Consider the following 21,277-nt stretch of genomic DNA (forward strand, 5'->3'; position numbering starts at 1 on the left):
TAGATTGATTACTTAGCTTTGCCGAGAAAACGGAACTTAAAGTTCTTACCCTTAGGTGATGGGAACTGACTACGCGAGTCAACACGGTCGCGCAGATAGTCGATCATGCGCTCATAGCACTCCATACCCGAGAATGCCTTTACACGAGCAGCAAACTGGGTGTCGCGATACTGGAACTTACCAGTACCAGGTACTAAAAGAACGCGCTTAAAGTCTAAATATCCTTCGTACCATCCTTCGTTAATCTCATTCAGTCGCATCAAGGTAGGTGTTACCTTCGAAGGTTGTTCGTTCGACTCTGCCGAATGAACAGCTTTCTTATCTTTGAAGTCCTGCATGGTAGCAGCTTCGGTCTTTATAATGATAAAATAAACACGAGGATGAACTTTATATCTTTTGGGATAGAAAACGTCGCTTGATGCATACTCACGAATATCTGCTTCAAGAAGCGGATTCATCTCAATCTCGTCTATCGAACTTAAAAATTCTATAGCCTCGTCTACGGTTGGTACGAGAGTTTCTCGATCAAAATATCTTAAGTATAAATTCATGTTTGTTTTGAAAAAGATGTTGTTTTCCTATAAAGAAGAGCGGAAAACGGGACTCGGACCCGCGACCCCAACCTTGGCAAGGTTGTGCTCTACCAACTGAGCTATTTCCGCAAGAATGTCAATTTAAAAATGGTGAAGAGGAGGAGACTCGAACTCCCACGTCGCAATTGACACTACCCCCTCAAAGTAGCGCGTCTACCAATTCCGCCACCTCTCCAACATACGCTGAATAAAAAAGAGTGCCCAGAACAGGACTCGAACCTGCACGCCTTGCGGCACACGCACCTGAAACGTGCGCGTCTACCAATTCCGCCACCTGGGCATTTTGTCATTAAGGCCATTCCTTAACGTCTCTTTTTTGTTCAACAAGTGAGCGGAAAACGGGACTCGGACCCGCGACCCCAACCTTGGCAAGGTTGTGCTCTACCAACTGAGCTATTTCCGCGTTGTTCTCTTTATCAGAGGCATCTCTCTTGATTGCGGGTGCAAAGGTAATGCTTTTTTTTGAACTGACAAACTTTTCAGCGATTTTTTTTCGAAAAAAGTGCCATTTTATCGATTTGTTTACAAAAACAGCACTAATCCATGCGATTTCGGTAGTCTTCGTACCCAAAACTGCGTAAAATCTCTAATTTGCCATTTGCATGCAACATACCTATAGCTGGATGTGAAATTCCGTTAAAAGTGCAAGTTTTTACGGTTGTGTAGTGAATCATATCCTCGAAAATAATTTCTTCGCCAACTTTTAATTCGTGATCAAAAAGCCACGAACCCATAAAATCGCCACTCAAACAACTGTTACCTCCCAAACGGTAAGTCATAGGTTCGGTAGCTTTTTCCATCTCTACTATCTCGGCACCTCGTACTTCGGGCATGTATGGCATCTCCAAACAGTCGGGCATGTGGCAGGTAAAGCTTACATCAAGAATGGCAGTTTTAATACCTTTGTCTTCTACGATATCTACTACGTGCGATACCAAAGGTCCGGTTTGCCATGCAAAAGCACTACCTGGTTCCAGAATAATCTTCAACCATGGATAGCGTTTCTTAAAGTCGTGTATGATTTTAATAAGCAGTTCTACATCGTAATCTTTGCGAGTCATCAGATGACCGCCACCAAAATTAATCCATTTGAGTTGTGGAAACCACTTGGCAAATTTCTCCTCGATGTGTACCAGTGTGCGCTGGAATACATCTGGTCCGCTTTCGCAGAGTGTGTGACAGTGGAAGCCTTCGATGTCGGCAGGTAACTGCTCGGGTAATTTGTCGGCAGTAATACCAAAACGGGTACCAGGTGCGCATGGATTATATAATAAGGTACTAACCTCGGAGTATTCGGGATTAACACGCAAACCTAATGATGCCGATTTGGCTTGCTCGTGGAATCGCTCATATTGCGAAAGCGAGTTGAATGTGATATGCGATGAACATTTCACAATCTCGGGGAACTCCTCTTCGGTATAGGCTGGCGAGTATGTATGGGCGGGTGCCTTAAACTCCTCGAATGCCAAACGGGCCTCCGACAGCGAACTTGCTGTGGTGCTGTTAATGTACTCACGGAAAATGGGGAATGTCTTCCAAAGGGCAAAAGCCTTGAAAGCAAGTATAACCTCAATATCGGCTTTCGCCGCAACTTCAGCAATCAAACTGAGGTTACGGCGAAGCTTTGTTTCTTCTATAATATAAATAGGTGTATTCATTATTTCTTTAGTGGAACAGTAAAACTAAAAGTACTACCTTGACCTTCGATAGATTCTACATAACAATCACCGCCATTCTTACGGGCAAAGTCCTGACAGAGTTGGAGTCCAAGTCCCGAACCTTCTTCGCCGCCGGTTCCGTAGGTGGTGTCGCCCTTGCGGAAAATAGAGCCGATACGATCGGCTGCGATACCCACACCATGGTCGGTTACGCTGATCTTTGCGAAATCACCTTCGGCAACCATGCTGATCTCGATGGTAGAATTCTCTGGTGAGAACTTGATGGCATTCGACAGAAAGTTACGCATCACTGTTTTAAGCATATCGTTATCAGCAGTTACAATCAGATTGCTTGCTGATGGCTGAAGAACTAACTTGATGTGCTTGGTTTGTGCAATCATCTCGAATATCTCAACCACACCAGGAATGATATCGTTCAAATCCAGATCCTGAACTACCACGCTCAAACGACCAGTCTGACTCTTGGTCCATTTCAGCAGATTGTCCAGCAGGTCGTGAACATCTTCTGATTCACGATTGGCTTTATCAAGCAGTTCGTAAAGTTCGGCGCCTACGGTTTCGGGCGAAGTTGATGCAACTACCAGATTCAATACCATTCGGATGCTGGCCATTGGCGAACGAAGATCGTGAGCAATTACCGAGTACATCTTATCGCGGTTCGAAAGTGTGGCACGCAGGTCGCGGTTCTGCTGTTCGATGATACGCTTGGCGGCTACCAGCGAAATCTGCTGCATCACACGCATAACCAGTTCTTCCTTATTAAAAGGCTTGGTCAGGAAGTCATTCGCACCAACCTGGAATCCATGTACCAGATCCTGAGGTGTATTCAATGCCGTGAGGAAGATAATGGGAATATCCTTTGTCTCTTCGTCTTTCTTCAGGATTACTGCTGTATCAAAACCGCTGATATCGGGCATCATTACATCAAGCAGAATCAGGTCGGGATGTTCCTTCTTGGCCTGCTCAATACATGTGGTGCCGTTATTGGCGGTACATACCTGAAATTTCTCGTTAGTCAGCAATATCTTCAAAAGTAAGACATTACTAACAACGTCGTCTACAATAAGTACTTTGTACTCACTGCGGTTTATTTTGGATTCAAGTGTATCTGCTACGTCCATGCCTGTAGGGTCAGTAATTGTTGATATTAACTTTGCAAAAATAGTGCAATAATTTGAAATAACCAAATTATTACACCATTTTTTTGCGTTTTAGGGCGAATATAGGCCTTTTAGGCCCCTATTCTACCTATATTCTGACCAAGATTTGATACCAATTTCGTTCAGTTTAATGCTACAGAATGCATGGATAAATGCACTTGCCAGTCGACTGTTGGTAATCAGTGGCACGTTCAGATCAATGGCTGCACGACGAATCTTGTAGCCGTTGGTAAGCTCATGGGTAGTAAGATTCTTAGGAATGTTCACTACCATGTCGATCTTGTGCTCATGCAGCAGATCGAGTGCCTGTGGCTGGGCGTTGTCAGATGGCCAGTGTACCAGTGTGTTGGCAATGCCGTTGTCGGTAAGGTACTTTGAGGTACCGCCTGTTGCATACAGCTCGTAGCCGTTTTCAACCAGCTGTCGGGCGGCATCCAGCATCTCTGCCTTCTGCTTGGCCGAACCTGTTGAGAGCAGAACTGTCTTCTTTGGAATGCGATGACCAACGCTGAGCATAGCCTTGAGCAGTGCAGTGTTGGTGTTATCACCGATACAGCCTACCTCACCGGTAGATGCCATATCTACACCCAGTACGGGGTCGGCCTTCTGCAGACGGTTAAAGCTGAACTGCGAAGCCTTGATACCTACATAGTCGAGGTCGAACAGGTTTTTCTTGGGCTTCTCTACAGGCAGACCGAGCATAACCTTGGTGGCCAGATCGATGAGGTTCAGCTTAAGCACCTTGCTTACGAATGGGAAACTACGCGATGCGCGCAGGTTACACTCAATAACCAGGATGTCGTTCTCGCGAGCCATATACTGGATGTTGAACGGACCATTGATGTGCAGGGCCTTGGCAATCTGGCGTGAGATACGCTTGATACGGCGAACGGTCTCAACATACAGTTTCTGTGGTGGGAACTGGATGGTAGCGTCGCCTGAGTGTACACCGGCAAACTCGATATGTTCGCTGATGGCGTAGGCCATAATCTCACCGTCCTTAGCCACGGCATCCATCTCGATTTCCTTGGCGTTCTCGATGAATTTCGAAACCACTACAGGGTGATCCTCTGATACGTTGGCTGCCAGCTGCAGGAACTTCTCAAGCTCCTCCTTGTTTGAACAAACGTTCATGGCAGCACCCGAGAGTACGTATGATGGACGAACCAGTACAGGGAATCCTACACGGTCAACAAAGTTGTCGATATCCTCCATCGATGTGAGTGCGCTCCACTCTGGCTGGTTTACACCAATCTCGTTCAGCATCTGCGAGAACTTGGCGCGGTCCTCGGCGCCATCGATATCAACGGCCTGTGTACCGAGAATGTTCACGTGCTGCTCATCCAGATATACTGCCAGGTTGTTAGGAATCTGACCACCGGTAGATACAATCACACCGTGAGGCTGTTCCATATCGATGATATCCAATACACGCTCGAATGTAAGCTCGTCGAAGTACAGACGATCACACATGTCGTAGTCGGTAGATACCGTCTCGGGGTTGTAGTTAATCATCACGCTGCGCCAGCCTTCCTTGCGGATAGTGTTCAGAGCCTGAACACCGCACCAGTCGAACTCTACCGACGAACCGATGCGATAAGCACCTGAACCAAGTACGATGATACTCTTTTTGTCGTTCTCAAACTGTATGTCGCTGGCTACACCGCTGTAGGTTACATACAGATAGTTAGTTTGCGCGGGGTATTCGGCAGCCAAAGTGTCGATCTGCTTTACTACAGGCAGAATACCGAACTGCTTACGACGGTTGCGAACCAGCAACGAGGCATCGTGCATGTTGCGGCTCTCGCCTTCCAGACCAATAGCGCGGGCAATCTGGAAATCGGTAAATCCGTAAACTTTAGCCTGGCGCAGCAGGTCCTTCTCAATGGTGTTGATATTCTGTTTCTTCAGCTGCTCGTCGATGTCGATAATGTGCTTCAGTTTCTGCAGGAACCACTTGTCAATCTTGGTCAGCTCGTGAATACGATCGATATCGTACTGCTTGTCGTGCATGGCCTTTGAGATGACGAAGATACGCTTATCGGTTGGCTCGCGCAGGGCAGCATCGATATCGTTAATCTTCAGTTCCTTGTTCTCTACAAATCCGTGCATGCCCTGACCAATCATACGCAAGCCCTTCTGGATAGCCTCCTCAAAGTTGCGACCGATGGCCATTACCTCGCCTACCGACTTCATCGATGAACCGAGCTCCTTATCTACACCATGGAACTTTGAGAGGTCCCAACGTGGAATCTTACAAACCACGTAGTCGAGAGCAGGCTCGAAGAAAGCACTTGTTGTCTTGGTAACCGAGTTCTTCAGCTCGAACAGTCCGTAGCCCATACCTAATTTGGCAGCTACGAAAGCCAAGGGATAACCAGTGGCCTTTGATGCCAGTGCTGATGAACGGCTCAAGCGGGCATTTACCTCAATTACACGATAGTCTTCCGACTGTGGGTCGAAAGCATATTGTACGTTACACTCACCTACGATACCGATGTGACGGATAATCTTGATGGCCAGTGCACGCAGCTTATGATATTCTGAGTTGGTCAGAGTCTGTGAAGGAGCGATAACGATCGACTCACCTGTGTGGATTCCCAGGGGGTCGAAGTTCTCCATGTTACATACGGTGATACAGTTATCGTATTTATCGCGTACTACTTCGTACTCAATTTCCTTCCATCCCTTCAGCGATTTCTCAACCAGCACCTGTGGCGAGAAGGCAAAGGCTTTCTCGGCCAGCTTGTTGAGCTCCTCTTCGTTGTCGCAGAAACCAGAACCCAGACCGCCGAGTGCGTATGCTGCACGCAGGATAACTGGATAGCCCAGTGCCTTAGCGGCCTTACGTGCGCTCTCGATATCAGAGCAAGCCTCGCTCTTGATGGTCTTTACGCCAATCTCGTCGAGCTTCTTTACAAACAGCTCGCGGTCCTCGGTATCCATGATAGCCTGTACAGGTGTACCCAGTACCTTTACGCCATACTTCTCCAGTACGCCGCTCTGGTAAAGCTCAACACCGCAGTTCAGAGCAGTCTGACCACCGAATGCCAGCAGGATGCCATCGGGGCGTTCCTTCTCGATTACTCGCTCTACGAAATAAGGCTGAACAGGCAGGAAGTAAATCTCGTCGGCTACACCCTCTGATGTCTGCACGGTGGCGATGTTAGGGTTAATCAAAACTGTTTTTACACCCTCTTCGCGCAGTGCTTTCAGAGCCTGCGAACCACTATAGTCAAACTCTCCGGCCTCGCCTATCTTCAATGCGCCGCTACCCAGCAACAGCACTTTCTTTATACTATTATCTTTCATAATGTCTCAATAAAACGGTCAAACATAAATTCTGTGTCAACGGGGCCTGAGCAAGCCTCGGGGTGGAACTGGCTCGAGAACCAGGGCAATGAGAGATGACGGATACCCTCGTTCGAACCGTCGTTCATGTTTACAAACAGCTCGCGCCAGTCGTTACCCAGTGTGGCAGCATCTACAGCGTAGCCGTGGTTCTGTGATGTAACGTAGCAGCGGTTGGTGCCTACCTCGCGAACAGGCTGGTTGTGCGAACGGTGTCCGTACTTCAGCTTGTAGATGGTTGCGCCGCCGGCCTTAGCCAGCAACTGGTTACCCATACAGATACCGCAGATAGGCTTGCGCGATGCCGACATCTGTTTTTTCAGAATCTCTACAGCGTCCACGCACATGTCGGGATCGCCAGGACCGTTAGCCAGGAACAGTCCGTCGAACTCCATGTTGGTGTAGTCGTAGTTCCAGGGCACGCGGATTACCTCAACGCCGCGGTTAACCAGGCAGCGGATAATATTGTTCTTTACACCGCAGTCAACCAGCACTACCTTGCGGCCAGCGCCTTCGTTGTAGCGGATAATGTCTTTGCAGCTTACTTTGTCTACCCAGTTGATGCCCTCGTACTCGGCTGTAGGGATGTTGTCGGGCTCGTCGTCAAAAATAATCTGTCCCATCATCACACCGTGTTCGCGCAGTACTTTGGTAAGTTCGCGTGTGTCGATGCCTGTAATGCCGGGTACACCCTCGCGCTTCAGCCAGTCGGCCAAGCTCTCGGTGGCATTCCAGTGTGAGTACTGCTCGCTGTAGTCGCTCACGATGATGGCCGAAGCATAAATCTTGTCGCTCTCCATAAAGGTTGCCAGTCCATTATTTTCAATGCTGAATGGTGGCACTCCGTAGTTACCTACCAGCGGATAGGTAAGTGTCATCAACTGTCCGGCATAGCTGGGGTCGGTAAGGCTCTCGGGATAACCCATCATAGCCGTATTAAATACCACCTCACCAGCTACGGGTTTCTCGCTACCGAAACTCTTGCCGTGAAATTTAGTTCCGTCCGAAAGGACCAGTGTTACATCTCTCATATTCTTTCCTTATAATCTAAATATATTCTTTATAAAAAAGGCGAAACGTTTAAAAACGAATCGCCTCAAATATCATTCAACTGTCACCGATTTTGCTAAGTTTCTTGGCTGGTCAACGTTCTTACCTTTGCAAACGGCAACGTGATAAGCCAACAGCTGCAGAGGAATCGTTGCAACCAGCGGTTCCAAACACTCAAGCACGTCGGGAAGTTCAATCACCTCGTCGGCAATTTTCGCAATGGTGTCGTCGCCCTTCGATACGAGCGCAATCACCCTACCCTGACGGGCTTTTATCTCCTGAATGTTCGACAGCACCTTCTCGTACATCGCGTTATGGGTGGCGATAACCACTACAGGCATGTCGGAGTCGATCAGGGCGATAGGTCCGTGTTTCATCTCGGCTGCGGGATAACCCTCAGCGTGGATGTACGAAATTTCTTTCAGTTTCAAGGCGCCTTCGAGTGCTACCGGATACGAGAATCCGCGACCCAGATACAGGAAGTTGTGTGCATAGGTAAACGTGCGGGCCAGGTCGGCTACCTTATCGTTTGTCTGTAGCACCTCGCGAATCTTCATAGGTATCTCGCTCAGACCTTTTACTATCTTCAGATATTCATCGCGCTTAACGGTTCCCTTTGCCTCCGAGAGTGCCAGGGCAATCATCGTGAGCACGGTTACCTGTCCGGTAAATGCCTTGGTTGATGCCACGCCAATCTCAGGACCTACGTGGATGTAAGTACCTGTATCGGTAGCACGGGGGATTGACGAACCGATGGCGTTACATACACCATATATAAATGCGCCTTTTTCTTTTGCTAACTGTACGGCTGCCAGTGTATCGGCGGTCTCACCGCTCTGACTGATGGCGATTACTACGTCGCCTTTGCCTACTACTGGGTTGCGATAGCGGAACTCAGAAGCGTATTCTACTTCTACAGGAATACGGCACAGACTCTCGATAATCTGCTTACCAATCAAACCGGCGTGCCATGAAGTACCGCAAGCTACGATTACTACGCGCTTGGCGTCGAGCAGCTGGCGGCGGTAGTCGATCAGTGCCGAAAGAGTTACATGGTCGGCCTCTACGTTTACACGTCCGCGCATGCAGTTGGTCAGGCACTCAGGCTGCTCAAAAATCTCCTTCAGCATGAAGTGTGGGTAACCACCCTTCTCAATCTGGCCCAGGTCGATGTCTACGGTCTTAACGGCCAGCTCCTGATCTTCACCCTGGATATTTACCACGTGCAAATCCTGACCGCGACGGATAACGGCGATGTTACCATCCTCCAGATAAACCACCTTATCGGTATATTCTACGATAGGACTGGCATCTGAACCAAGGAAGAATTCGTCTTCGCCGATACCTACAACCAGCGGACTCTGCTTGCGGGCGCAGATAATCTGGTCGGCATCACGCTTGTCAAGTACGGCGATGGCATAAGCACCAATCACCTGGTACAAGGCTACCTGTACTGCTGTGAGCAGGTCGAGATTCTTATGTTCCTTAATATATTCTATGAGCTGAACCAGCACCTCGGTGTCGGTATCCGATACAAAGTGTACACCCTTCTGCTGCAGTTTCTCCTTCAGCTCGGCGTAGTTCTCGATAATACCGTTGTGGATGATGGCTAAGTTCTTACTTTCTGAATAATGTGGGTGTGCGTTACGCGATGATGGTTCACCATGAGTGGCCCAACGCGTGTGCGCTATACCTATAGTACCGCTTATATTCTTGTCGTTGCAGTATTCACAAAGATTGTCAACTTTTCCTTTCGACTTGTAAACATTCAAGTCGCCATTGTCATTAATCAAAGCTACGCCAGCGCTATCGTAACCACGATATTCCAGACGGCGCAAGCCTTTAATTAGTATGGGATAAGCTTCCTTATTCCCGATGTATCCTACGATTCCACACATATACTGTTTTGTCGTTTTGTCGTCTTTGATTCAAATTCGGCTGCAAAATTACAACAAAAATCTGAATCTACAAACGTTTTGCCCAAAAATATTTCTAAAAACTTACACAAGATAATATAAAACAAAAATCCACCAAGATTCACATCTTGATGGACCTCTGCGGTGCGTACGAGATTCGAACTCGTGACCTCCTGCGTGACAGGCAGGCATTCTAACCTACTGAACTAACGCACCATTACTATGGAACGAATGAAAAAAAACTTTTTAGCGGTGCGTACGAGATTCGAACTCGTGACCTCCTGCGTGACAGGCAGGCATTCTAACCTACTGAACTAACGCACCAAAGAACGCTTTTTCTTATTTGCGGGTGCAAAGGTAGTGATATTTTTGGAACTACCAAAACTTTTTGGCGATTTTTTTGCGATTTAATCGCATTTTTTCTGAAATACGTACTGAATTAGCACAGAATCGCGATATTTTGCTCCATCGAACAGCCAATCGCCTATTTTTGCGCATACTTTGTAACCGGCTTTTTCGAATAGGCAAAGTGATGCTTTATTCTCACAATCCACGTAGGCATAAAGCTGATGAAGATGCAAAATGCGCTGGGCGTATTCGGCCAAAGCCTGCAGCATGGCAGTACCATATCCCTGTCGGCGATAGCTGTTAAGTACTATCAGTCCCACCTCGGCGCGACAGTTGGCAGGGTCGAAATTCACCAGATCGGCCACACCTACTACCTCGCCTGCCTGGTTTTCAACCATCATACGAACCTGGCGGTCGGTATAGATGTCGTTTTTGCAGTTAGCTACATAATCGTGCAGCAGGTAACGTGAGTATGGTACATTGGTGTTACCCACGTTCCAAAGCTCTACGTCGTTTTCTATACGGTATAGCAGATCGAGATCTTCGGGTTCGATAGCGCGCAGTGTAATCTGTTTCATCCTAAATGCAGTTTTTTACGTACGATATCAACTAATGCCAGCGAGGCGCGGAAGTAGATGGCCACTTTAACTGGCAGCGAAAAAAAGAAACTGAGGTGACTGTAGTGCTTGTGGAAGAATATCAGCATGGCCTGATAGAACACATGCACATAGCGGAAATCTGATTTGCTGGTCGACAGGCCTTTGTAATGTACAATATCGTAAGGCAGATACCAGTTCTGCCATCCGCCTTGAAGCAGACGATACGACAGGTCGATATCTTCGCCATACATAAAAAAGTCCTCGTCCAGCATGCCTACCTCGTAGATGGCCTTGTGTCGCAGCAGCATAAAGGCGCCGCTCACCACTTCGATCTGTGCAGGCGCATCCCACGACAGGTAGCTCATATAGTAGCGCTTGGTGAAGCCTAACATCTTACGGGCAGCGACAAAAGGTGTGGGAATAGCACGTCTACTTTCGGGTGCCAGGGTGCCATCGGCGTTGTGCATTCTTACGCCTGCCCCACCCGCCTTGGGATGCTGGTCCATAAAGTCGATAACACCTTTCAGTGTCTCCTCAGCCACCACGGTGTCGGGGTTCAGCAACAGAATGTACTCACCTTGTGCCTGACGGATAGCTATGTTGTTGGCCTTCGAGAAACCTAAGTTCTCTCTATTATTAATAAGGTGTACCCACGAGTAGTCGCGACTGATTACCTCTACACTATCGTCGTCGCTATGGTTATCTACCACAAACACCTCGCTCTCGATACCCTCGAGAGCGCGCTGTACGCTGTCAAGACATGCCGTAAGGTACGGGCGTACGTTGTAGTTTACGATAATAACCGATAGCTTCATATTTTTCTTTTGGCGGTGATATTATTTATCGTCTTCAACCTCGGCCTCGCAACGGCTCATGGTTGGAAACACAAATGGTAGGCACAGCAAACCGATGATGGCCATATAACCAAAAGTGGTGTTCATATATAAATAATATAAATATGTATTAGCAACCATGGGTGCCAGTATCATTACCAGGCGCAGGGTGCCCCACTTGCTTAAGGCATTATGCTTTTTGCTTACCAGTTCGGCGTGCACCTTATTAAACTTAAACAGGCGTAAGCCCAGGAACACGCAACCCAGTGTGAGCAGTTCCATAAAGGCGGTCCAGAAAAACTCCGATTGTGTTTCGCCTGTATACAAACCTGCAGTCATGGTATCGGTCTCAAACAGAACTACAATGCCCAGTGCAAACACTACGGCAAAAACCAGAATGGTCATCAAATGATTTCTTGTTTCTTTCATATCTCCCTATTTTTCTTCAAACAATGTTCGGTTAGTAATCGATCGGCCCAGCGTAACCTCGTCGGCATACTCCAGTTCGTTGCCCACGGCTATGCCTCGGGCTATCACGCTTACTTTTATGCCAGTAGGCGCCAGTTTTCGGTAGATGTAGAAGTTGGTGGTGTCGCCTTCCATAGTTGGACTCAGGGCTAATATCACCTCCTGTACCGTGCCCTCGCCTATGCGCTGTATCAGTGAGTCGATCTCGATGTCGGCAGGACCCATGCCGTCCATGGGCGATATCACACCACCTAATACGTGGTACAGACCATTGAACTGTTGGGTGTTCTCGATGGCCATCACATCCTGTATGTTCTCAACCACGCACACCGTTGTTTGGTCGCGGCGCTGGTCGGCACAGATGGGACAGATGTCGGTATCGCTGATATTGTGGCACACTTTACAGTACTTTACGCCGCACTTCAGCTCGTTTACTGCCGCAGTAAACTGTGTTACGTCGCTATCGTCCTGACGCAGCATCCAGAGTACCAGGCGCAGGGCGGTTTTCCTGCCGATGCCCGGTAGCTTCGAAAACTCCTGTACAGCCTTTTCGAGCAGTTGCGATGGGTATTGTTGTTGTATCATATTTCTGATAGTTCCAGCCAGCGCATGCTCTTCTCGTCGAGTTCGTCGTTAAGCACGGGCAGACGCTTGCTCATTGTTGTTATTTCCTCAACCGATGTGGTGCCACCACAAAGGGCTTCTTCTATCTGTTTCTTCTCAACCTCGAGTGCCTCGATGTCCTTTTCCAACTGCTCCAACTCGCGCTTTTCCTTAAACGTAAGTTTGCGTTTCTGCTGCGGATTGTTGGCGGGCTGTTTTGTGGCCTTTTCGGCTTTTTGCTCTTTGGCTTCTTTAGGCTCATCGGGCTGCAGTTTCTCCCATTCGCGATACTGTGTGTAGTTGCCTGGGAAATCCTTGATGTCGCCCATGCCTTTAAATACCAGCAGATGGTCAACCACCTTATCCATAAAGTAGCGGTCGTGACTTACTACAATCACGCAGCCTGGGAAGTCCTGCAGGTATTCTTCCAGAATCTGTAAGGTTACGATGTCCAGGTCGTTCGTAGGCTCGTCGAGCACCAGGAAGTTGGGGTTCTTCATCAGCACTGTACATAGGTACAACTTACGGCGCTCGCCACCGCTCAGCTTGTACACATAGTTGTGCTGCTGTTCGGGTGTGAACATGAAATGCTGCAGAAACTGCGAGGCAGTTAAGTGCTTGCCGCCACCCATGTCGATATACTCAGCTATATCCTTTACTACATCGATAACCTTCTGTGTATCATCAAAATGCAGACCTTCTTGCGAGAAATAGCCGAAGCGTACGGTGTCGCCGATATCAAACTTTCCGCTATCGGGTGCCACCTGGCCTAACAGCATTTTTATGAAGGTAGATTTGCCTGTACCGTTATTGCCCACGATACCCATCTTCTCAAAGCGTGAGAAGTTATAATAAAAGTCCTTGAGTATTGTCAACGGTTCGGCTTCTGGGCGCTCAAAGGCCTTCGATACATATTGGCACTCAAAGATTTTTGAGCCAATATATACGTTGCGGGATTTCAATCGTACTTGGCGTTCCTCTATGCGCTGCTTGGCTATCTTCTCTAGTTCGTAGAAAGCTTCTTCGCGGTAACGGGCTTTGTGACCACGGGCCTGAGGCATGCGACGCATCCACTCCAACTCGGTGCGATATAGGTTGTTGGCGCGTGCTATTTCGGCACGGCGGTTGTCGATACGTTCCTGGCGTTTCTCTAAGTAGTAGCTGTAGTTGCCACGATAGGTATAAACAGTCTGATCGTCCAGCTCCAGGATTACCGAGCACACACGGTCCAGGAAAAATCGGTCGTGTGTTACCATCAGCAGTGTTTTGTTGCCACGGTTCAGGTAGCCCTCCAGCCATTCAATCATCTCCAAGTCCAGATGGTTGGTTGGCTCGTCGAGTATCAGAAGATCGGGATCGGTAATCAGCACGTTGGCCAGTGCCACGCGCTTCTGCTGTCCTCCGCTCAGCTGGCGCATAGGCTGTTCCAGGTCGCGTATCTTCAGCTGTGTCAGCACCTGCTTGGCTTTCAGTACCTTCTCAGGGTCGCCTTGATGATTAAAGCATGCATCCAGCACACTCTCGTTAGGGTCGAATGCGGGACTCTGCTCCAGCATGCCCACGCGCAGGTCGCGACGGAAGATAATCTCGCCCTCGTCGTAACCTTCCTTACCGCTCAGGATAGATAGCAGCGTACTTTTACCGGTGCCGTTCTTGGCTATCAGTCCTACCTTTTGTCCTTCGGCTATCGAAAAGCTTAAATCGCGAAACAGCACCAACGATCCAAACGACTTCGTTAAGTGCTGCACGTCTAAGTATGGATTTTCTTTAGCCATTATTCCTTCAATCCTTTATTAATTTGTTCAATGTAATCCAGTACCTCGTCGCGGCCCTGTTTCTTTTCCGATGAGGTAACAAAAATCGGGGGCAGCTCCTCCCATGTTTCGCTCAGCACCTTCTTGTAAGCATTCAGGTTCTGAAGCACCTTGCTGGCGCTCAACTTATCGGCCTTGGTAAAAATAATGGCAAATGGCACGCTACTGGTTCCCATCCACTCCATAAACTCCAGATCTATCTTCTGGGCCTCCAAGCGTATGTCAATCAGCAGAAACACGTTTACCAGCTGCTCGCGCTGCAGTATATAGCCGTTAATCATCTGCTCCAGCTTCTGCACCTCTTTTTTCGAGCGCTTGGCAAAACCATAGCCGGGCAAATCTACCAGGTACCACTCGTTATTAATAATAAAGTGGTTAATGAGCAGTGTTTTACCGGGTGTGGCACTGGTCTTAGCCAGATTTTTCTTGCCGGTAAGCATGTTTATCAGGCTCGACTTACCCACGTTCGAACGACCAATAAAGGCGTATTCGGGTTTGGTATCCTTCGGGCACATCGACTCCATCGGAGCGCTTAATGTAAATTCGGCTTTCTTAATTTCCATAAGTTATATCAATTTTGGGTGCAAAGATACGAAAAGTCGAGAGCAAAACAAAAGAATTAATTCTTTTTTTTGCCGAGACGGAGTATCTTCGCGGTTTTTAGCGCAAAGATACGAAATTTTTCCGAAAAAGTTTGGTGGTTCGCAAAAATATGCGTACCTTTGCAACGATTTTTCTAATCAGTGCTTCCGTTCGCGAAGCATTTCCACAAAATCTTTTCAGAATCATAAATGTAATTTAAGTACATATTGTATGTATACAAAAGAAGAATTAGAATCTATGGACATACCCCAGCTTGTGGGTATTGCCGACGAGCTTGGTATTAAGGTTTCGCCCGACGACCAGCTTACTGACGTGGTGTATGCCATACTCGACAAGGCTGCCGAACAGAGCGCCACAGCCGAGGATTCACCTAAACGCAAGCGTACACGTATTGCAAAGAAAGATACCAGCAAGGTTTATACAGTAAATGGCGAGGACGGTGAGAATCTCGACTCGAAGAGCAACCGTACCCGCAAAAAGGCCGAGCAGCCACAGCTGTTTGCCGATATGCCTGCTGCTCCCGCTGCCCCTGCCGAGGCTGAACCCGAAGAAGCACCTAAACCTAAGAAGCGCGGACGTAAGAGCAAGGCCGAGAAAGAGGCCGAAGAGGCTGCTGCACGTGCTGCCATCGAGGCTGCTGCTGCCAAAGCCGCTGCCGAGGCCGAGGAGTTTGTTGTGCCCGAGGCTGCCCAGTTTGCTGTTGGTGCCGATGATGCCGACGATGAGGTAGCATCTAACGCTATCGAGCAGCTGCGCGAAAAAATGGCTGCTACAAAGGTTGCTGCCCCCGAGCCAGAGTATGAGCCCGAGGAAGAGCCTGAGCAGGCACCTGAAGCCCAGGAGGTTGCACCCGACCCAATGACCGACGAGGTTGATGAGAATGGTGTATGGATGGGCGACCCAGGCGATGGTACCGATTTTATTACCATTCTGGATATCCCCATCGAGGACCAGAGCGCTATACCTACACTCGATATGTTCGACCGTCCGGTAGCACCCGTTGCCACTCCCGAGCAGCCCGTTCTTAATCGCAATGCCGTGCCCAGCTCGCAGCCACGCTACGACTTTGCCGACCTGATTGATGCTAACGGCGTATTGGAGATTCTTACCGATGGCTATGGTTTCCTGCGTTCGAGTGATTACAACTATCTGTCGTCACCCGACGATGTATATGTAGCTCCTCAGCAGATTAAGCGCTACGGTTTGAAGACTGGTGACGTGGTAGAGTGCACCGTTCGTCCACCACACGAGGGCGAGAAGTTCTTTGCTATGACCGATGTTCGTAGCATCAATGGTCGTCACCCTGATGAGGTTCGTAACCGTGTAGCCTTCGAGCACCTTACACCACTGTTCCCCGAGGAGAAGTTCACCCTCTGCGGCGATCGCGCCACTACCAACCCATCGGTTCGTATTGTCGATCTCTTCTCGCCAATCGGTAAAGGTCAGCGTGCCCTGATTGTGGCCCAGCCTAAGACCGGTAAAACCGTGCTCATGAAGGATATCGCCAACGCTATTGCCGCCAATCATCCTGAGGCTTATATCATGATGCTGCTGATCGATGAGCGTCCTGAGGAGGTTACCGATATGGCCCGCACCGTAAATGCCGAGGTGATTGCATCAACCTTTGATGAGCCTGCCGAGCGCCACGTAAAGATTGCCGGTATCGTGCTCGAAAAGGCTAAGCGTATGGTAGAGTGTGGTCACGATGTAGTTATCTTCCTCGATTCAATCACCCGTCTGGCTCGTGCTTATAACACCGTAGCACCTACCTCTGGTAAGATTCTTACCGGTGGTGTGGATAGCAACGCCCTGCAGAAGCCAAAGCGTTTCTTCGGAGCTGCTCGTAACATCGAGGGTGGCGGTTCGCTCACCATCATTGCAACAGCTCTGGTTGATACTGGTTCTAAGATGGACGAGGTTATCTTCGAGGAGTTCAAGGGTACAGGTAACTCTGAAATCCAGCTTAACCGCTCGCTGGCCAACAAGCGCATCTTCCCAGCTATCGATATCGTGCTGTCTTCAACACGCCGCGACGATCTGCTGCTTGATGATACCACACTTAACCGCATGTGGATTATGCGTAAGTTCATTGCCGATATGAATCCTATCGAGGCCATGAGCACCGTTCGCGATCGTCTGGTAACCACCCGCACAAACGAGGAGTTCCTCCTGTCGATGAACGGATAAATGATGAAGAAGATTCTTTTCGTTTGTCACGGTAATATCTGCCGCAGTCCGATGGCAGAGTACGTGATGAAATACTTAGTAGAACAGGCGCAGCTGACCGATCAGTACATGATCGCGTCAGCTGCAACTTCTACCGAGGAGATTGGCAATCCCGTATATCCACCCGCACGCCGCAAGCTGGCCGAGCACGGCATCAGCTGCAATGGCCACGCCGCCCGTCAGATGACCCGCGCTGACTACAGCCGTTACGACCTGTTGATAGGTATGGATTCTGCCAATCTTCGTAATATGACCCGTATAGCCGGTGGCGACCCCGAGGGAAAAATCCGCCCCCTGCTTTACGATAAAGATGTTGCCGACCCATGGTACACCGGCAACTTCGAAGCTACCTGGCAGGATGTCCTCCGCGGCTGCCAAGCGTTACTCGAAGAACAAATTCAGTGTATTTGATGATCAAATTCAGTGAATTTGTTGACCAAATACACTGAATTTGTTTTTAAAGATATTAATTCTTTTAGTCTTTCTTCAGAAAGTCTAAAGGATTTATTTCCTCAAGTTTCTTTTTGATGAGTTGGCGGGCTTGATCCTCGTCGAGGGTGTACACGTGGTTAAACACACCTACGGATACCATGATAAACTCGCCATCGTAATCTACAAAGCCAAGGCTGTAGAAGCGGTGGTCGCGAACCAGGAAGTTGGTGTTCAGGAACTGATCAACGGCTGTGGTGGCGGCTACCGAGGCTATCGAGCCAAGCGGACCATCGATGTTGTTTTCGCGCAATTCGGCACTTACAGCGCCTTTCATGACCGATTTAATGGTATCAACATGCTGCTGACGATCGGGCGTGGTGACCATCAAACCTAATGCAATGGCGCCTATAATCACCAAAAAGATAACTAACTTTTTCATAACCTATCTAAAAAGTAACTGTTATTCGCAATACGTTTGTGGTTTCTTTGCTTACACAGAAACGGTTATCTGTGCGGCGACCGATTAGCCACATAATGGCGCCTGTGGCATCGGTTACTACCTCCTGGTGGCGCTTATCCAAGATACTTACCTTCTGGTCGGTAAGATAGTCGCTCACCAGTTTGCTGCCTTTCATACCAAAAGGTACGAATCTGTCGCCCTGCTCTACAAGGCGCACCGTGAGCGGGAACTGCACCTTATCGGCATCGAGCGTAGCCACATAGGGCTCACGTGATACGGTGGTATCGGTGGTTATCTCGAACTTAAAGGCCGTTTGGTCTTCGTCACGATAGGTACCTGTCTCGGGTATTTTAAGCGGTTTAATCGGATCTGTAATAGGCTCAACCTCAAAGAATTCACGATCAACCACTAACCTATGTGTGGCCGAAAGAAATTCACGCCCAGTCTCGTTCATGCAATCAAGTATCTGCTCGGTTTGCGTAGAGTTAAAACCAAAAGGCGACAGCCACTCGTGAAGTATCGACGGCATCGACGGTGTTATGTCTGAATCTTTGTAGAATTTATTATCAGATATGAAGTTATCTTTATAATCTTCGATTTTCTTATTATATACCTCCTCGGCCTCGCGCAGGTAATTGGCGGTTTTATAGATGTTGGCCATAGCGCCAGGGGCGATTTCTTCGAGAAGCGGCAACACCATAAGACGCAGTTTGTTACGCAGCACGTCGGCCTCGAGATTGCTTGAATCAGTAACATAAGGCTGACCGATGGAATCGAGATATTCTAGGATCTCCTGTCGATTAATACACAACAATGGACGTCGCACGATATCGTTCTTAGGACGGATGCCTGTAAGTCCGTGTATGCCAGCACCACGTGACAGGTTCATCATCAGCGTCTCAACAGCATCGTCGCGATGATGGGCGATACACACATCTGTGGCTCCGATATCCTGACAAAGCTGACGGAAATAGCCGTAGCGCAAATCGCGTGCAGCCATCTCAATACTTACTTTATGTAGTGCAGCATATTCTTTTGTGTCGAAATGAATTACATGAAGCGGAATATCGTGCTGCTTGCAAAGGTTACGTACAAACTGCTCGTCGCGATCGCTCTCTTCGCCACGTAAACGAAAATTACAATGTGCAGCCTCGATTCTATAGCCCAAATCCTTTAAAATCAAGAGCAAGGCTACTGAGTCGGCTCCACCGCTCAGGCCTACCAAATGCAGATCGGAGCGATAAAGAAGCTTCTCGCGCTCAATAAACTTTCTAACCTTATTCAACATACAGCACCAGTCCTTTCAGATACTCGCCCTCGGGGTGATAGATGTTAATAGGATGGTCGGCTGGCTGGTGCAGCTGGTGCAGAATGCGAACCTTGCGGCCTGCCTGGGCTGCAGCTGTGAATACGGCGTTGCGGAAGTGATCCTTGGTAACTACCTGCGAACAGCTGAACGTAAAGAGTATGCCGCCTGGCTGAATCTTCTGGAACGCCTTGTTGTTCAGGCGGGTGTAACCCTTCAATGCATTATGCAGGGCACCACGGTGCTTGGCAAATGCAGGAGGGTCGAGAATAATCAAATCGTAATTGTTGCCTGCCTGCTCAAGGTACTTGAAGGCGTCTTCGCAGAAGGCCTCGTGGCGGTTGTCGCCCTCAAAGTTCAGGGCTATATTGCGGTTGGTAAGCTCGATGGCCTTAGCGCTGCTATCTACCGAGTGTACCAGTTTGGCGCCGCCGCGCATGGCGTAAACCGAGAATCCACCGGTGTAACAGAACATGTTAAGCACGCTCTTGCCGGCCGAATAACGCTCGAGCAGCGAACGGTTGTCGCGCTGATCCACAAAGAATCCGGTTTTCTGTCCGCGCAGCCAGTCTACGTAGAACTTCAAGCCGTTCTCGAGTGCCACGTTGTCCTCGCTGCCGCCATATACAAAGCCGTTCTCCATATCGTCCATAAACGGCAGTGTGGTTTCGCTCTTGTAATATACATTATCAATACGGCTGCCCATTACCTTTACCAGCTGCTCGGCTATCTGCTTGCGCTGCAGGTGCATACCAATACTATGAGCCTGCATAACGGCGGTGCGGTCGTAAACGTCGATAATCAGTCCGGGCAGGTTATCGCCCTCGCCGTGTACCAGACGGTAGGTGTTGTTCTTGGGATTGTCGGCAATGCCGATGGATTGGCGCACTTTGAGTGCCGAGGCCAGTCGAGATGCCCAGAAATCGGCATCGATATCAACATCGCGGAATGAGAGGATACGTACGGCGATAGATCCCATCTGGAAGTGACCAACAGCGATGAAATCGCCATGATTGGTTAATACGCGCACCAGGTCGCCATCCTTCAAATCGTCGTCGGCCTGTGCAATGGCACCCGAGAATACCCATGGATGGAAACGCAATAAACTCTCTTCTTTACCTCGCTTAAGATATAGTTTCTTCATTATTCTTAGTTGTTATTTCTGGTACGATAACCAGTTGATAATCATTATTTTCAATCATTCTTTTAAACTCATTATAAAGCTGTACACAGGCCCACGCATCGGTGGCTGCATAGCGCTTCTGATGGTCGTCGAGTACGTCGCGCTCCCAGTTGGTTAGCTGCTCGCGTTTGCTGATGCGTTCGCCAAACACGTTGGCGTAGAGCTTAGCCAGACTCTGATCCTCGATACCTATCTTGCGGGCCATATCCTGCAAATCTACAAACTCGCCCATCTCAAAATCGCCTAACTGGTGCAAGCCTAATGCATCGTTTCGCCATGCCAGGCCCACCTTGGTTACGGTGTTGTCGGCCAACAAGCGCTTAACGGCAGGGCAAAGACCAATGTGATTCAAACGGAACAGGAAGCAGCAGTTCTCGGTGGATACCTGCAACAACGAGCACTTGTGGTGTACGCCCTTTTTAAAGCTGGGGCGCGTTTCGGTATCGAACCCAAGCACGGGTTGAGCCAGCAGGTAATCAACTGCTCGCTCGGCTTCGGCTTGCGACACCACTACCACAATCTTTCCGTCGAAAGTGGCACGTGGAAATTGCGAAATTGCCTTCTTATCTACCTTGTTTTGTATTAACTTTTTCATTTCTGCGTGCAAAATTATAAAAAAAATCCCGATTTATGATGAAATATGAGCGATTTTA

18 protein-coding genes and 6 tRNA genes are annotated in these 21,277 nt (G+C 48.7%); 2 read left to right on the forward strand and 22 right to left on the reverse strand.

The window, feature by feature from the left end:
* Positions 1 to 8 precede the first annotated feature (8 nt).
* The 18 genes from T499_RS0110015 to yihA all read right to left on the reverse strand — a co-directional run bounded on the left by T499_RS0110015 (position 9) and on the right by yihA (position 14,977).
* Complete coding sequence (locus T499_RS0110015) at positions 9 to 551, reverse strand: hypothetical protein (RefSeq protein ID WP_013064992.1); 543 nt, start codon at positions 549 to 551, stop codon at positions 9 to 11.
* 38 nt (positions 552 to 589) lie between these two features.
* Positions 590 to 662, reverse strand: a tRNA-Gly gene (locus T499_RS0110020).
* A gap of 19 nt (positions 663 to 681) precedes the next feature.
* A tRNA-Leu gene (locus tag T499_RS0110025) sits at positions 682 to 768 on the reverse strand.
* 23 nt (positions 769 to 791) lie between these two features.
* Positions 792 to 873, reverse strand: a tRNA-Leu gene (locus T499_RS0110030).
* Between the two features lie 50 nt (positions 874 to 923).
* A tRNA-Gly gene (locus T499_RS0110035) sits at positions 924 to 996 on the reverse strand.
* A 133-nt stretch (positions 997 to 1,129) separates the two neighbouring features.
* A complete protein-coding gene (gene nspC, locus T499_RS0110040) occupies positions 1,130 to 2,251 on the reverse strand; it encodes a carboxynorspermidine decarboxylase (protein ID WP_013065596.1) in 1,122 nt (373 codons plus the stop codon).
* Entirely contained in the window at positions 2,251 to 3,393 is a 1,143-nt protein-coding gene (locus T499_RS0110045) for a hybrid sensor histidine kinase/response regulator (RefSeq protein WP_013063382.1), read from the reverse strand. The genes nspC and T499_RS0110045 overlap by 1 nt, the downstream gene beginning before the upstream one ends.
* 123 nt (positions 3,394 to 3,516) lie before the next feature.
* Positions 3,517 to 6,744 carry a carbamoyl-phosphate synthase (glutamine-hydrolyzing) large subunit gene (gene carB, locus T499_RS0110050; protein ID WP_033150868.1) on the reverse strand — a complete coding sequence of 1,076 codons (3,228 nt, stop codon included), beginning with the start codon at positions 6,742 to 6,744 and terminating at the stop codon, positions 3,517 to 3,519.
* Complete coding sequence (gene carA, locus T499_RS0110055) at positions 6,741 to 7,814, reverse strand: glutamine-hydrolyzing carbamoyl-phosphate synthase small subunit (RefSeq protein ID WP_033150869.1); 1,074 nt, start codon at positions 7,812 to 7,814, stop codon at positions 6,741 to 6,743. The genes carB and carA overlap by 4 nt, the downstream gene beginning before the upstream one ends.
* A 72-nt stretch (positions 7,815 to 7,886) precedes the next feature.
* A complete protein-coding gene (gene glmS / locus T499_RS0110060) occupies positions 7,887 to 9,731 on the reverse strand; it encodes a glutamine--fructose-6-phosphate transaminase (isomerizing) (protein ID WP_033150870.1) in 1,845 nt (614 codons plus the stop codon).
* 160 nt (positions 9,732 to 9,891) lie between these two features.
* Positions 9,892 to 9,965 (reverse strand) — tRNA-Asp (locus T499_RS0110065).
* 34 nt (positions 9,966 to 9,999) lie between these two features.
* A tRNA-Asp gene (locus tag T499_RS0110070) sits at positions 10,000 to 10,073 on the reverse strand.
* An 83-nt stretch (positions 10,074 to 10,156) separates the two neighbouring features.
* On the reverse strand, positions 10,157 to 10,675 hold the full coding sequence (locus T499_RS0110075) for a GNAT family N-acetyltransferase (protein WP_033150871.1): 519 nt from the start codon (positions 10,673 to 10,675) through the stop codon (positions 10,157 to 10,159).
* Positions 10,672 to 11,511, reverse strand: coding sequence for a glycosyltransferase family 2 protein (locus T499_RS0110080; RefSeq protein WP_052173618.1), 840 nt, complete (start codon positions 11,509 to 11,511; stop codon positions 10,672 to 10,674). Before T499_RS0110080 ends, T499_RS0110075 begins: the two co-directional genes overlap by 4 nt.
* 21 nt (positions 11,512 to 11,532) lie before the next feature.
* On the reverse strand, positions 11,533 to 11,958 hold the full coding sequence (locus T499_RS0110085; protein ID WP_013065008.1) for a hypothetical protein: 426 nt from the start codon (positions 11,956 to 11,958) through the stop codon (positions 11,533 to 11,535).
* 6 nt (positions 11,959 to 11,964) lie between these two features.
* Positions 11,965 to 12,582 carry a recombination mediator RecR gene (gene recR, locus T499_RS0110090; protein ID WP_033150872.1) on the reverse strand — a complete coding sequence of 206 codons (618 nt, stop codon included), beginning with the start codon at positions 12,580 to 12,582 and terminating at the stop codon, positions 11,965 to 11,967.
* Positions 12,579 to 14,375 carry a ribosomal protection-like ABC-F family protein gene (abc-f, locus tag T499_RS0110095; protein WP_033150873.1) on the reverse strand — a complete coding sequence of 599 codons (1,797 nt, stop codon included), beginning with the start codon at positions 14,373 to 14,375 and terminating at the stop codon, positions 12,579 to 12,581. Before abc-f ends, recR begins: the two co-directional genes overlap by 4 nt.
* Positions 14,375 to 14,977: a ribosome biogenesis GTP-binding protein YihA/YsxC gene (gene yihA / locus T499_RS0110100; protein ID WP_013062991.1), complete on the reverse strand. Its 603-nt coding sequence runs from the start codon at positions 14,975 to 14,977 to the stop codon at positions 14,375 to 14,377. The genes abc-f and yihA overlap by 1 nt, the downstream gene beginning before the upstream one ends.
* Positions 14,978 to 15,227: 250 nt before the next feature.
* Between yihA and rho the strand changes: the two genes are divergently transcribed.
* Together rho and T499_RS0110110 are read left to right on the forward strand one after the other, a co-directional pair.
* Positions 15,228 to 17,204 carry a transcription termination factor Rho gene (rho, locus tag T499_RS0110105; RefSeq protein ID WP_033150874.1) on the forward strand — a complete coding sequence of 659 codons (1,977 nt, stop codon included), beginning with the start codon at positions 15,228 to 15,230 and terminating at the stop codon, positions 17,202 to 17,204.
* A gap of 3 nt (positions 17,205 to 17,207) precedes the next feature.
* Positions 17,208 to 17,654: a low molecular weight protein-tyrosine-phosphatase gene (locus T499_RS0110110; RefSeq protein ID WP_033150941.1), complete on the forward strand. Its 447-nt coding sequence runs from the start codon at positions 17,208 to 17,210 to the stop codon at positions 17,652 to 17,654.
* Positions 17,655 to 17,718: 64 nt separating this feature from the next.
* Here T499_RS0110110 and T499_RS0110115 read toward each other — a convergent pair whose 3' ends face one another.
* From T499_RS0110115 to T499_RS0110130, 4 genes are read right to left on the reverse strand one after another with little or no spacing between them, the layout of a single operon-like run.
* Positions 17,719 to 18,114 carry a hypothetical protein gene (locus tag T499_RS0110115; RefSeq protein ID WP_033150875.1) on the reverse strand — a complete coding sequence of 132 codons (396 nt, stop codon included), beginning with the start codon at positions 18,112 to 18,114 and terminating at the stop codon, positions 17,719 to 17,721.
* Positions 18,115 to 18,121: 7 nt separating this feature from the next.
* On the reverse strand, positions 18,122 to 19,423 hold the full coding sequence (gene tilS / locus T499_RS0110120) for a tRNA lysidine(34) synthetase TilS (RefSeq protein WP_033150876.1): 1,302 nt from the start codon (positions 19,421 to 19,423) through the stop codon (positions 18,122 to 18,124).
* On the reverse strand, positions 19,413 to 20,588 hold the full coding sequence (locus tag T499_RS0110125) for a class I SAM-dependent rRNA methyltransferase (RefSeq protein WP_033150877.1): 1,176 nt from the start codon (positions 20,586 to 20,588) through the stop codon (positions 19,413 to 19,415). Before T499_RS0110125 ends, tilS begins: the two co-directional genes overlap by 11 nt.
* Positions 20,566 to 21,219 carry a 3'-5' exonuclease gene (locus T499_RS0110130; protein WP_033150878.1) on the reverse strand — a complete coding sequence of 218 codons (654 nt, stop codon included), beginning with the start codon at positions 21,217 to 21,219 and terminating at the stop codon, positions 20,566 to 20,568. Before T499_RS0110130 ends, T499_RS0110125 begins: the two co-directional genes overlap by 23 nt.
* Between the last annotated feature and the right edge of the window lie 58 nt (positions 21,220 to 21,277).

This window comes from Prevotella sp. RM4 (genome assembly GCF_000701965.1).
Taxonomy (GTDB): Bacteria; Bacteroidota; Bacteroidia; order Bacteroidales; family Bacteroidaceae; genus Prevotella; species Prevotella ruminicola.